The following is a 13,446-nucleotide window of genomic DNA, read 5'->3' as shown; positions in this document are numbered from 1 at the left end:
CGTATATCGCATCGGAAAATAGAGGGAAAACCTCCCTTTAATCGGGGCGGTTCGACCAGAAAACAGTGATTCGGCCAGAATTAGAGTCCAGATTTCCCTCTAAAGAGCAAGGCAAGGGCGGAGACGAGGGTATTTGAGGGAGTTTTTCCTTTTATTCGAGAGAACGAACAGACAGGAGGGTACGCCGTTGCTTCTTTCTGGCTCTAGCACAAAAAAGACCGTCAGGAGGCATGGTAAAAGTATGGAAGATACTGATGGCATCCATCTAAAGCTCGCCGACTGGCTGTTTTTCAAGATTAAAGTCGGCTTCATCGATCTAAAGCATTCGAAAACCGAAAATCTATTTGGCGATAAACATTCATGACGCTGCCTACCTACCTCATGCTTCGAAGCAGCTTTGCTTTGCAAAGCTGGAGGTCGCTCAAATCTGAAAGGCCTCGACAAAGGTTTTCTCAGTTGGCGAGGGAACGGGTTGCTCTACCGCCCGATGAATGGATAAGATAGTAACAAGAGCTTGAGGTGCGAGAGAGGGTGCATTCGTATGACAAAAAAAGGGTTGGAAGAGCAGCTCGCTTCGCTTGCGAAGGAAGAGCTTGTTCAGCTGCTGGCAGGGCTGGCGGAGCAATACGATGAGGTGAACAAGGATTTGTCGCTTCGCTTCATCGAGACGGGCAGCAAAGAGTCGTTGAAGCAATACAAAGCGATTATCAAGGCTTCAATCAAGCAGTTTTCGGATCGGGGTTTCGTATTCTATCGCAATGTGTACAGGGCGTTAACTGGTGCGCGGAAAGTCATGGAAGCTGCCGATGCGGGGACGGCAAAAGAGCAGCATCTTGCCGCGGCGGAGATCGTTCTGTGCGTGCTGCATGAAATGTGCGATCTGCTGCAAAAAAGCGACGACTCCGGCGGCGATGTGGGAGAAATGATCAAGGAGGGGTTAAGGCACTTGCTGACCTCCGCGGAGCAAGGGGGAGGCGTCGATACGAAGATACGATCCTCCCTGTTTGCGATGACATTAAAAGAAGCGAAACATTCGAATTGGGATGGCTGGAACGAATGGCGGTTGTCCCTCATGCGCACCGCTTCCTTGTGGATGGACAGTCCGAAGGAGAAGGATCAATGGTGGAGCCAGCTGGACGCGTTCGAGGCCGAGGAGCAAACGAAGGAATATCGAAGCAGCTTCTTCAAGGAGGAGGCGTCGCAGCTTCGTTACGAGGTTCTCGCAAGATTCGACGGGCCAGAGCAGGCCAACCGATACATGGAAGAACGTCTGGAAATCCAAGCGTTCCGGGACATCGCGATCGAGAAGGCCATTCTCGAGGAACGGTACGGCGATGCATTATCCTTAATCGCACAGGGAGAGCTTGGGGACAGGGAGCGAAGGCACTGGGGCCTGGTCAGCCACTGGGAAAAGAAACGGGCCATCATCTACGAAGCGACCGGCGATCGGGAAGCGCTGAAGGCTTTGGCCAAAAAATATACGCTCGAAGGCGAATATGAATTTTTCCTCAAGCTCAAGGAAGCGACGGACGTTTTGGAGTGGGAAGCGAACTACGAGGCGCTGCTGGACGAAATCGAAGAGGCTGCCCGAAGCGATTGGGAAGCAGGCTCGTTGTACAAAAAGTTGATTATAGAGGAGAAGCGCAACGACAGGCTGCTGCGATATGTAGAAAAGAACCCCCATTTATTGACGCACTATTATGTGCATTTGGTGGACAGCCACCCGGAGGAGCTGCACATGCTCTTTGTAAAACAGATCACGCACGAAGCCAAAGTTAGCGCGAACCGTAAGGAGTACCGCAAGGTGTGCGATATCATTCGGCATCTGATTAAGGCGGGAGGACGCGAGCATGCGGAAGGACTGATCCAATCGCTTCGCGAGGCTTACAAGAAGAGGGCTGCGTTCCTCGATGAATTGAACAAAATAAAACTGAATTAGGCTTTGCGAGAATGGAAGGAGAACAAGGAATGAATGATTTTGAAATCAAGCTGAACAAATACGCGGAGCTTGTCGTCAAGGTCGGCGTCAACATACAACCTGGACAGGTGCTGATTGTCCATGCGCCTATCGAGACGGCGGAGCTGACAAGGCTAATCGTGGCGAAGGCGTATGAGGCCGGAGCCAAATACGTCATCGTGGAATGGGACGACGAGGACATTACTCGCATCCGGTACGAGAAGGCGCCGCAGGATTCGTTTGACTATTATCCGGGGTGGGAGGCTGACCGTATGGAGCGGTTCGCGGAGGAAGGCGGCGCCATCCTGCATATCAAGGTGCCCGATCCGGAGCTGCTCCGCGGCATCGATTCCGCCAAGGTGGCAGCGGCGACCAAGGCCGCGGCAGTCGCGCGCAAGGCGTATTCGGCCTATACGCGCAACAGCCGGATCAGTTGGTCGCTGATCAAGGCGCCTACCCGCGCATGGGCGGACAAAGTGTACGCGGACTTGCCCGGGGAGGAGCGCATAGGGGCGATGTGGGAGGCGATCTTCCACATGGTCCGCGTCAACGCCGCCGACCCGGTAGCAGCTTGGCGTGAGCATATCGGGGAGTTGAAGAAGCGTCAGAATCTGCTGAACGGGAAAAAATACATAGCTCTCCATTACCGCGCTCCAGGCACCGATCTGCAGGTGGCGCTGCCGGAAGGCCATATATGGCGCGGCGGCGGAGGAGAAAACGAGAAGGGCGTTTATTTCGTCGCGAACATGCCGACGGAGGAAGTGTATACGATGCCCCATCGGCTAGGCGTCAACGGAACGATTCGCAGCACGCTGCCGCTGAATTTGAACGGCAGACTGGTCGAGGGCATCGCGTTGACGTTCAAGGAAGGCAGAGTCGTGGAATATGACGCCAAGTCGGGCCGAGAGCATCTGACGACGCTGCTGGAGACGGACGAGGGAGCGTCCTATCTGGGAGAGCTGGCTCTGGTGCCGCATGACTCGCCGATTTCGAACCTGAACCGCGTATTCTACAATACCGGCATCGACGAGAACGCCTCCTGCCACTTCGCGCTTGGCAGCGCCTATCCCGTCAATCTCGAAGGCGGCACGAAGCTGTCGGGCGAAGAGCTGGTCGCCCGCGGGGCGAACGTCAGCCTGACGCATGTGGACTTCATGATCGGCTGCGCGGAGCTCGACATCGACGGGGAGCTGCCGGACGGCACGATCGAGCCGGTATTCCGCAAGGGGAATTGGGCGCAATAGCCTGGCGCCTCAGGCTGGAGAATTCGAAGGTTCGTGTCGTACGATGTTAACGTTATGAATGATTGACGCAGCTTAATTTCACTGGAGGGGGAACAGGGGAATGAACGTGGAGGCGTATTTGGCAAGAATCGGGTTTACAGGGGAGCCGGATGGCGGTACGGAGACGTTGGGCAAGCTGCAGGAGCTGCATCTGCAGGCCGTGCCGTACGAGAACCTGGATATTATTAACGGCGTACCGCTGTCGTTGCAGTTGGAATCCGTCTATGACAAGATCGTAGGCCAAGGACGCGGCGGCTATTGCTTCGAACTGAACGCGCTGTTCGGCTGGCTGCTGAGGGAGCTCGGCTACGGAGTGACGGATTACTTCGCCCGGTTCTGGCGCGACGAGGCAAATACGCCGCCTAAGCGCAGGCATCAGGTGCTTCGCGTAGAGGCCGAGGGGCGCGTCTTCCTGTGCGATGTAGGGGTAGGCGGTATCGTGCCCCGCAGGCCGCTGCTGCTTCAGGAAGGCTTGGAGCAGCGGCAGGGCGGCGAAAGCTATCGATTCGACCGGGATGCGGAATTTGGCTGGATGTTGATGGAGAAGAAGAAGGACGGCTGGGCCCGCCTCTTCTCGTTCACGGAGGAGCCTCAACTGCCGAAGGATTATCTGATGGCGTCCTTCTGGTGCGAGCACGCGCCGGATTCCGTGTTCAAAAACAACCGGATCGTAGCGATGCACACGAAAGACGGGCGAAACACGGTGTGGAACGAGGAGTTCCGCCTGTTCCGCCCGGACGGCGTCCATGCCTTTACACCTGCCTCCGAGGCGGAGGATGCCGAGGCGCTCAAGAAGTATTTCGGCATTGTGGTGTAGGAGCGAAAATGGGTGTCCATAGTCGTCGAGAACGACGATGGGCCACAAGTATCCGGTATGTGCGTCCTCGCGAAGCAGCTCCAGCAGCGGGGTGTCCGAATCCGCAACGCCTCCTCCGATAATAATCAGCTCAGGATTGAGCAGATGGACGATCGAAGCGATTGCCGCCCCCAGCGCGGCAATCGCTTCTTGCATGATGTCCGCCGCGAGCGGGTCTCCGGCTTGCCACAAGGCGATGACGTCCCGCGTGTCCAGCGGCTGCTTGACGCCGATCCGGTCTGCCGCAGCAAGCCGCTCGTTCATCCGCCGCGCGATGCTCGTGCCGGAGGCATATTGCTCCAGTCACGGCCGTTTCTCAAAAGGTGTATACGAAAGTAAACAGTAGTATATGGCTGACCCGCTCGCTCCTTTCTATACTAAAAACAAGGACGAAAAGCCGCGCTGCAGGGCGGCGGATGGATCCATATCGAGACCAGACGGAGGGGTAGTAGCATGAAGAAGAGATACAAAATGTTGACGATTGCCGCAACGCTAGCGTGCCTGACAGTGTCCGCTTGCAGCAACGGAGCGAACGAGCCGGCCGCGTCGCCTAGTCCAAGCGCGGAAGCGGGGCAAGGACAGACGCCCGAGACGAATGAAGTGATCGAGGTGACGACGGTATCGCCAAGCGATCCGTACCTGAAGTTCGACGAAGGCGAAAGCTTCGATAAAAACGCCGTGTACGACGCTTACGAGAAAGACATCGGCGTCCGAATCAAAAACAATTGGGTCGCAGACGTCAGCCAGTTCAAGGAAAAGGTGAAAATTACAATCGCTTCCGACGATCTGCCCGACTTCGTGCTGGTAAACGCAACGCAGCTCAAGGAGCTGACGGAAGCCGACATGATTTTGGATATTACGGAAGTGTACGACAAGCACGCCACGGAAGAAACGAAAAAGTTCCTGACGATGGATGGCGGCATGCAGCTCAAGACGGCGACGTTCGACGGCAAGCTGATGGGCATTCCGAGTTCGTACAATCCATACCAGTATCAATATTTATACGTGCGCACGGATTGGCTGAAGGAGCTGAACCTGCCGGAGCCTAAGACGATGGACGACATCATGGCGATCGCGGAAGCTTTCAAAACCAAAAATCCGGGCGGCGCCAAAACGCCGTACGGTCTTTCGGTCAGCAAAAACCCGTTCAGCATGGATACGGGCGTGACCGGTCTTCGCGCTTTCTTGAACGGCTACCACGCTTACGAGAATCTCTGGATCGAGGACGGCAATGGGGGTCTCGTAAACAGCGACATCCAGCCGGAAGTGAAGCAGGCGCTCGCCGCGCTGCAGGATATGTTCAAGAAAGGGCTGATCGATCCGGAGTTCGCGGTCAAAGATACGGAGAAAGCGGCCGAGCTCCTCTACGATAACAGCGTCGGCATCGTATACGGCGCATCGTGGACGCCTGCCCAGCTCGCGAAGGGCGCGGTGAAGGACGGCAAGGTGGTCCAGGAGTGGGGCGCGTTCCCGATCCCGACGGCGGACGACAAGCCGGCGCTGTCGCAGATCGGGCTTGGCGTAGACGAATATTACGTCATCTCCAAGAAAGCGAAACATCCGGAAGGCGTTATCAAGCTGCTGAACCATTGGATCGCGGTCGACAACCATCCGACGGACGAACAGAAGGTATACGAGTTCGGCAAGGATCTCAAGGAGAAAGGCAACAACTATTGGCTGCTTAGCCCGCTCAGAGTCGGCAAGCAGAAGGACAACAACGGCGAAATTCTGCCGAAAGCCATCGAGAACAAAGATCCGAGCATCCTGGAGACGAAGGATCACCGGACGCGGTACGAACGCGCGATGAAATACGTCGACGGCGATACGAGCATGTGGTGGGAATATTTGATATCCGGTCCGAAGGGCGCCTTCTCGCTGGTTCCCGCGATTCAAGAGAACAAACAATATTTGCAGAACAAGTTTTACGGAGCGCCGACGCCGGCGATGGCGGAGCGCCAGGAAATTTTGCTCAAGAAGCGGGACGAGGTTTATTTCAAAATCATCATGAATCAAGTGCCGGTTGACGCGTTCGATGATTTCGTGCAGGAGTGGAAGAAGCTTGGCGGCGACGAAATTACGAAAGAAGTAAACGAGTGGTACGCCACCCATCAATAATCGATAACACCAAGGAGTCGGGGGATGGGGGCATTGCTCTCACCCCCGAACTGCTTGCGCAGGACTGTCGATTTAGCGAAACAGCGAGGTGAACGGCTTGAACGTAATAACAAGGCTGTGGAAGAGGGAATGGCCCCTGCACATGATGCTGCTGCCCGCCATCGTATTGGTCGTCATATTCAGCTACGTGCCGATGGCCGGCATCGTCATGGCGTTCCAGAAATACGTGCCGAACAAAGGGTTGTTCGGCTCTCCCTTTATCGGTTGGCGGAATTTCCGGCTGCTGATGGATTATCCCGATATCGGGCGCATTTTTTTTAACACGATCTACATTGCGGTCATGAAAATCGTTGCGGGACTTTTTGTCCCGATTACCATCGCGATCCTGCTGAACGAGCTGCGCCGCGAATGGGTAAAGCGCACGTTCCAGACGCTTGTGTATTTGCCGCACTTCATGTCTTGGGTGTTGCTCAGCGGCATTTTGGTCGACGTTCTGTCGCCCACGTCGGGCGTGGTGAACCAGCTGCTTGGATTTTTCGGCGCGAAGCCGATCTTCTTCCTCGGCAGCAATGACTGGTTCCCTTACGCGATGGTCATCTCCGACGTATGGAAGGAATTCGGCTTCGGCACCATCGTGTATTTGGCCGCGCTTACGGGCATTAATCCGTCGCTGTACGAAGCGGCCGAGATCGACGGGGCGGGACGCCTCAAGCAAACGTTTCACGTAACGCTGCCGGGCATGATGCCGATTATCGTGCTGATGCTGACGCTCAATATCGGAAACGTGCTGAACGCGGGCTTCGAGCAAATCTTCAACCTGTACAGTCCGCCCGTATACGAAAGCGCGGACATTATCGATACGTTCGTCTACCGGATGGGTGTACAGCAAGCGCAATTCGGCTTCGCAACGGCGGTGGGACTGCTCAAGTCGATCGTATCGTTCCTGTTTATTTCGTTTTCTTATTTCTTGGCTTACCGATTGGCGAACTACCGGATCTTCTGACCCGTCGCCAATTCTACGGAAGGGAGCATCATCATGACGAACTACCGCACTTGGGGCAGAACGGTTTTCGCGGGGTGCAATTACGCATTCCTGCTGCTGATCTCCTTGCTCTGTCTCATGCCCATCGTGCACATTCTGGCGATGTCTTTCAGCTCCGGGGCTGCGGCGGCCGCGGGACAAGTGGCGCTGTGGCCGGTCGATTTTACGACGGCCGCTTACGATAACGTCTTCGGCAAGCCGGAGTACCTGCGCGCGTTCTGGGTATCCGTCCAGCGCGTCGCGCTCGGCACGTCGCTCAGCATGCTGCTTATGATCATCACGGCGTACCCGCTCTCCAAGGATCACCGCCAGCTTAGACTGCGCACCTTCTATGCCTGGCTGTTCGTCTTCACGATTCTGTTTAGCGGGGGGCTGATTCCGTCCTATCTGACCGTCAAGTCTCTTGGCATGATCGATACGATGTGGGCGCTTGTACTGCCGACCGCGATTCCGGTGTTCAATATTATTCTTCTGCTGAACTTTTACCGCAACTTGCCAAAGGAGCTGGAGGAATCGGCGCGTATCGACGGAGCAGGCCACTTCCGCACGCTGTGGCAGATTTACGTGCCGCTGTCGCTGCCCGCGCTCGCGACGACGGGGCTGTTCACGATGGTGGGGCACTGGAACAGTTGGTTTGACGGCATGCTGTACATGAATCATACTGAGAATTATCCGCTCCAGACGTTCCTGCAGACGGTCATTATCAAGCTTGACTTCCGCTTCATCAAGGCGGAGAATGCCGAGCTGCTGCTGAAGCTGTCCGACCGGACGAGCCGCGCGGCCCAAATATTTGTGGCGGCGTTTCCGATATTGATCGTATATCCGTTTCTTCAACGGTTTTTCATCAAGGGCATCGTCATGGGCAGCGTGAAGGAATAGGAGTTGACTCAATCAATCGGGGGGACGAGAGATGAAGAGCTTATTGTTCCTGCGTGACTCCTCCATTTTCAAGAAAATGCTGGCTGCCTTTCTGGCCGCCCTGCTGCCGCTGCTGGCGATCACGTGGATGATCGTCGAGCAGGGCTCGAACCGTATTCGCGGAGAAATATCCGAATCCGTGCTGAATACGGCGCGGTACTATATGGATTCGCTTGATAAGGAAGCGGATCGAATCGAACGATATTTGCCCAACTACGTCATGGACCAGGATCTCATGGAGATCGCCGCGACGGGGGATCATATGAGCTCCTACGAGAGGTCAAGCAGCATTCTGGATATTCAGAAGCGGCTTGACCTGATGCGCAATTCCAGCCCGTTCATCCGGGAGACCAAAGCCTATATTCCCGTCATCGACCGGACGGTGCTCTCCCACAGCTTCGAGACGTTCCTCGACCTGGAGGAATACGCGGCCATGCGGCAAAGCGAGAAGCTGTACGAAGAGCCGTTTATAATCTGGCGCGACCGGCTGTTCATGTCCATGCAATATCCGACCGGCACGACCGCGAAGCCGTTGTATATCGTCGCCGTGGAGTTATCCGTACCGGAAATAAGAGGTACTCTCGCGCAAATCCGCGGTTCCCGCGGCGGTGGAAGCGCCATGATCAATTTGGATCGGGGATGGAGCGTGGAGAGCGGCGCGGATGCCGACATGGCAAGCCATATGCAGGAGTTCGCTCGCCAAAAGAGCGCTGCCGGCGATCGTCAGGGCAGCGAGACGATTGCGTATGACGGAGCGCGATATGTGGCGATCTATACGCATTCCGCCGTCTGGAACGCGTATGCCGTTACGTACGTGCCCGAAGCCGAAGTGTTGGGCTCGCTTGAGGTGTACCGGACGTTATTTTGGTGGGCGTGCGGGCTTGCGGTCGTCATCGTGTTGTTCTTCTCTTATTTCCTGCTTCAGATTATTTACCGCCCGCTGATGAAGCTGGTACATTCCTTCCGCCGCGTGCAGATGAACCGGCTGGAGACGATCGCCGTCGATCGCGGAGCCGACGAATTCGGTTATTTGTACGAGGCGTTTAACGACACGGTGTTGCATTTGAAAACGTTGATCGAAGAAAACTACGAGGGGCAAATCCGCAATCAGCGCTCGGAGCTTAAGCGGCTGCAATCGCAGATCAATCCCCATTTTCTATATAATTGTTTCTTCGTGTTATGCAGGCTGATCAAGTCCGGCAACCAGCAGGAGAAGGCCTATCGCTTCTGCTTGCATATCGGACAATATTTCCAGTTCATCACGCGCAACGACGAAGACGATATCCCGCTCAAGCTGGAGGCGGAGCATTCCCGCACGTACGTCGAGATGCAGTCGATCTGCTACGGAGACAGGATACAGGTTGCATTTGACGGCCAGGATCGGCTGCCGGACATCCTTGTTCCGAGGCTCATTCTCCAACCCGTCATCGAAAACGCGTATAAACATGCGTTCGATCGTATGCCAGGCCCCGGGGAATTATGGCTGCGCGGCGAGACGGACGAAGGTTCGTTCGTCTTCTATGTCGAGGATAACGGCGACCGGATCACGGACGAGGAGATTGAAGCGCTCAGGAAGAAGCTGCTTTATTCCGCAAACCGGATCGAGGAGACGACGGGTCTCCTGAACGTGCATCGCAGAATTCAACTGCGTTATGGCGAGGAGTACGGTCTGGCGGTCGCGCGTTCCGAGCTGGGCGGGCTGCAGGTGCGGATCCGGTTAAGCGCTGGCTAGGGCGTGTCTGAATACTCCGAGGGGAGCAGATTTTGCCGAATTTTCGTTCCATGCAAGGAACTTTTGAGAAGGCGTACCGGGGGTACGTCAAGCAAAAGTGACGAAGCAGGGGGCGGAAAGGCGGTGAAAGATGCCCCCGAGCGGGTTTTCAGACACGCCCTAAAGGATAACGAACGGGGGGGGAGACCTATGTACAGACTGCTTATCGTTGACGATCTGCCGATTATTGTGGACGGCTTGCTGGAATTGTTCCAAGGGCAGGAACGGCTGGAGCTTGAAGTCATGAAAGCTTATTCGGGAGAAGAGGCGCTGGAGCTGCTGAACCGGCACCGCGTCGATATCGTGCTCTCCGACATCAAGATGCCCGGCATCGAAGGCATTCAGCTGCTGAGGGAGATCGGGGCTCGATGGCCGTCCTGCAAGGTCATCTTCCTGACGGGGTACAACGACTTCCAGTACGCGCGCGATGCGGTAACTTACGGCGGATTCGATTATATTCTGAAGGTGGAGAGCGACAACAAGATTATCGACGCGGTGGAGCGGGCCATGGTCAAGCTGGACGAGGAGCTGGACCGGGAACGAATCGTCACGAAGGCGCAGAGCAGCATGAGACGGGCGCTTCCATCGCTGCAGAAGGAATATATGCTGGGGCTTCTGCAAGGGGGGACGGCAACGCGAAGCGGGATGGAGCGACTGTTCCGCGAGATGGACATTCCGCTTGACCCGGAGGAGCCGGTCTATCTGTTGATCGGCCGCGTCGACGGCTGGAAGCAGATGATGTCCGCCTCCGACAAGGCGCTCCTGACGTCGGCTTTCCAGAACATCGGCGACGAATATTTGGCGAGGGGCGCGCGTTATTACTCCGCGCCCTTCGAGTTCGCCAAGATCGTCTGGCTGATCCAGCCGCTCATCGAGACTGCTGGTGGCGAGGACGACTCAGCCGCTAATGGCTTGGGCGGGAAGATCAGCTGTCTCGGTCACGCTGCCGGCGTGCTGGAGTCCATTCAGCAAACCTGCAAGGAGCTGCTCGGCATGTCGGTGTCGTTCGCGCTTGGCGCCGAGCCTGTGGAGTGGGACGGCGTCGCGGAGCGGTTCTATGCGGTGAAATACGAGCTGGCGCAGGGGCAGGGCTTGCTGCACGAAGCCATTCTGATCGAGCGGGAGGGTTCCGTGCCAGCCGAAGGGTTCGTGGGAAAAACGGCGGATGTCAGCGACGGATTTTACCATGCCCGGGTGCAGATGCTTGCAGGCTGTCTGGAGAACAGCCAGCGGGAGCCTTTTTATAAGCTTTATGCCGAATTGACTTCCATCTGGAACGAGTCCGGCGCGTCGAACGAGAGGAAGACGGAGCTGTACCATTCCTTGTCCGCCGTCTTCTTGTTCCATCTGCAGCGCAACCGGGACGTATGCGACTATGCCAATACGCAGCTCGATCTGGCGCCGCTGTTCGGCCGTGGAGACGCGCTGCCGTGGCCGGAGCTGATTCTTTATTACCGGCAATTGGCCGATTGCTGCTTCGAGTGGAACGAGCTTAACGGCGCGGTCATTCCTTCCGAAGTGGTAAGCAAAGTCCATCAATACATCGAGAAGCATATTGCGACCGACATTTCGTTGAACGCGCTGGCGGATTGCGTCGGGCTCAATCCTTCGTATTTGTCCCGGCTGTACAAGCAGAATACGGGCATCGGCCTGTCCAAGTACATCAACGATTACCGGAACATGACGGCGCGGGACATGCTGCTTAACACGTCGATGAAGGTGAACGAAATCGCGGGCGCGCTGGGCTACAACTCGGCGCTTGCGTTTATTCGGTTTTTCAAGAAGCAGAACGGCGCCACGCCGCTCGAATTCCGTTCGTCGCGAAGCCAGCCGTCCGGACATGGTCAATAACTGTATACGGAAAGTAATCAACGATCTCTTTCTCGGGTCCCCCGGCAATTCTACAATGAAACTACAGACGAGGGTTTGCGAGGAGGAGAACAGAACAGATGGAACCATTAACAGCCGTCCTGCTCGGCGCGGGCAGCAGAGGAAGATACATTTACGGGCCTTACGCGGAGAAATATCCGAACGAACTCCGGATCGTTGCCGTGGCCGAGCCGGACGCGGGACGCAGAAGCTCATTTGCCGCGCTTCACGGTATTGCTCCCGAGCGAACGTACACTAGCTGGGAGCGCGCGTTCGACGAGGGGCGAATCGCGGACGTGATCATCATATGCACGCTGGACCGCATGCATTACGAGCCTGCCATAAAAGCAATGGAGCTTGGGTACCACGTCATGCTCGAGAAGCCGATGTCGCCCTCCATGGAGGAGTGCATTCGGCTGGAGGAGGCCTCGCTTCGCTTGCGGCGGCTGCTCGTCGTGACGCATGTACTGAGATATTCGCCTTTCTGGTCGGGCATCAAGCGGTGTATCGACGAGGGGGAGATCGGCACGGTGGGAACGATCCAGCTGACGGAGAATGTCGGCTACCGCCATATGACGCACAGCTACGTGCGGGGCAACTGGCGCAAGGCGGAGGAGACGAGCCCGATGATTCTGGCGAAGTCGTGCCATGATCTCGATCTCGTCTCGTGGATTATGGGACAGCCATGCACGAATGTCAGCTCCTACGGCTCCTTGCTGCACTTCAGGTCGGAGAATGCGCCGGCGGGCTCGACGGAACGTTGCATGGAAGGCTGCGCGGTAGAGCGGGATTGCCCGTTCTCGGCGGTTAAGCTGTACTTGCGGCAGCCGACGCACGAATGGGCGCGGTATATGACGGATGACCCTACTCAGGAAGGAATCATTACAGCGTTGAAGGAAGGTCCGTTCGGGCGTTGCGTTTATCGCTGCGACAACAACGTCGTGGACCATCAGGTCGTCAACATGGCCTTCGAGAACGGGGCGAACGCGTCGTTTATTATGTCCGGGCTTACCGAGAGCGAAACTCGTCGCGTACAGATCATGGGCACGGCAGGCGAGATTATCGGCGACATGGACAAGGGCTCGTTTACTCTATATCGCTATGCGACGGACGAACGCATCGAACATCGCTGCAGCGTCAAAGGTGACGGTCATGGCGGCGGCGACGAGCGAATGGTAGCCGCGTTTCTGCGAGACGTGCGGAGCTTCGACCGCAATCCATCGCAGGGACTAACGTCTGCAACCGCGTCGCTCCAGAGCCATCTCATCGCCTTTGCGGCGGAACACTCCCGTCTTCGAGACGGCGAGTCCGTCCGCCTTGCCGAGTTCCGGGAGCAGGGAGCAGCGAGCGGGTGCGCACAAAAGTGAGAGGCTGCGGCTGCATATTTCGCTTGCAGGATATTCAGTAGCACATACAATCGTCCTTGGGGTGCGGCGTCATCAAGACTGGCAACAATCAAGAGGGCTGGCTTCGCCTCAATAGCGGGGAAAGTAAAGTATAGAAAAAAACGCAGGGCCGACGGCTCCGCGTTTTTTTGTTGTTAAGGAAATTATGCAACTGCCAGACTTGTGAACAAAAGGTTGAAAAGTCTAACAGACAGCAGCGATGCTATTTGTCCGATTTTTTAACCTCAAA

The 13,446-nt window shown here is 56.2% G+C and carries 10 protein-coding genes and 1 pseudogene; 10 read left to right on the top strand and 1 reads right to left on the bottom strand.

Annotated features, from left to right (window positions below):
- The first annotated feature begins 241 nt into the window (after positions 1-241).
- The 4 genes from H7F31_RS34440 to H7F31_RS33270 all read left to right on the top strand — a co-directional run bounded on the left by H7F31_RS34440 (position 242) and on the right by H7F31_RS33270 (position 4,057).
- Positions 242-364, top strand: a complete 123-nt coding sequence (locus tag H7F31_RS34440) for a hypothetical protein (protein WP_261800233.1) — start codon at positions 242-244, stop codon at positions 362-364.
- Between the two features lie 177 nt (positions 365-541).
- On the top strand, positions 542-1,939 hold the full coding sequence (locus tag H7F31_RS33280) for a hypothetical protein (protein ID WP_187102359.1): 1,398 nt from the start codon (positions 542-544) through the stop codon (positions 1,937-1,939).
- 29 nt (positions 1,940-1,968) lie between these two features.
- Entirely contained in the window at positions 1,969-3,201 is a 1,233-nt protein-coding gene (locus tag H7F31_RS33275) for an aminopeptidase (RefSeq protein ID WP_187102358.1), read from the top strand.
- 100 nt (positions 3,202-3,301) lie between these two features.
- Positions 3,302-4,057, top strand: a complete 756-nt coding sequence (locus H7F31_RS33270; protein ID WP_187102357.1) for an arylamine N-acetyltransferase family protein — start codon at positions 3,302-3,304, stop codon at positions 4,055-4,057.
- Between the two features lie 126 nt (positions 4,058-4,183).
- On the opposite strand, the pseudogene H7F31_RS34655 reads toward H7F31_RS33270, so the two are convergent.
- Positions 4,184-4,360: pseudogene (locus H7F31_RS34655) on the bottom strand (hypothetical protein); the annotation flags it as partial.
- A 189-nt stretch (positions 4,361-4,549) separates the two neighbouring features.
- Between H7F31_RS34655 and H7F31_RS33260 the strand changes: the two are divergent.
- The 6 genes from H7F31_RS33260 (at position 4,550) to H7F31_RS33235 (ending at position 13,178) form a co-directional block, all read left to right on the top strand.
- The gene (locus tag H7F31_RS33260; RefSeq protein ID WP_187102356.1) at positions 4,550-6,211 is read left to right on the top strand and encodes an extracellular solute-binding protein; all 1,662 of its coding nucleotides are present in this window, start codon (positions 4,550-4,552) and stop codon (positions 6,209-6,211) included.
- A gap of 142 nt (positions 6,212-6,353) precedes the next feature.
- The gene (locus H7F31_RS33255) at positions 6,354-7,214 is read left to right on the top strand and encodes an ABC transporter permease (protein ID WP_187105675.1); all 861 of its coding nucleotides are present in this window, start codon (positions 6,354-6,356) and stop codon (positions 7,212-7,214) included.
- 33 nt (positions 7,215-7,247) lie between these two features.
- Positions 7,248-8,132, top strand: coding sequence for a carbohydrate ABC transporter permease (locus H7F31_RS33250; RefSeq protein WP_187102355.1), 885 nt, complete (start codon positions 7,248-7,250; stop codon positions 8,130-8,132).
- 31 nt (positions 8,133-8,163) lie between these two features.
- Positions 8,164-9,903 carry a sensor histidine kinase gene (locus H7F31_RS33245; RefSeq protein ID WP_187102354.1) on the top strand — a complete coding sequence of 580 codons (1,740 nt, stop codon included), beginning with the start codon at positions 8,164-8,166 and terminating at the stop codon, positions 9,901-9,903.
- A gap of 189 nt (positions 9,904-10,092) precedes the next feature.
- Positions 10,093-11,793 (top strand): response regulator transcription factor, encoded by a 1,701-nt coding sequence (locus H7F31_RS33240; protein ID WP_187102353.1) that lies wholly within the window; start codon positions 10,093-10,095, stop codon positions 11,791-11,793.
- 98 nt (positions 11,794-11,891) lie between these two features.
- Positions 11,892-13,178 (top strand): Gfo/Idh/MocA family protein, encoded by a 1,287-nt coding sequence (locus H7F31_RS33235; RefSeq protein ID WP_187102352.1) that lies wholly within the window; start codon positions 11,892-11,894, stop codon positions 13,176-13,178.
- The last annotated feature ends 268 nt before the right edge of the window (positions 13,179-13,446 follow it).

Source organism: Paenibacillus sp. PAMC21692, from assembly GCF_014303795.1.
Classification (GTDB): domain Bacteria; phylum Bacillota; class Bacilli; order Paenibacillales; family Paenibacillaceae; genus Pristimantibacillus; species Pristimantibacillus agaridevorans.
This window is presented reverse-complemented; position numbering and strand designations above follow the sequence as displayed.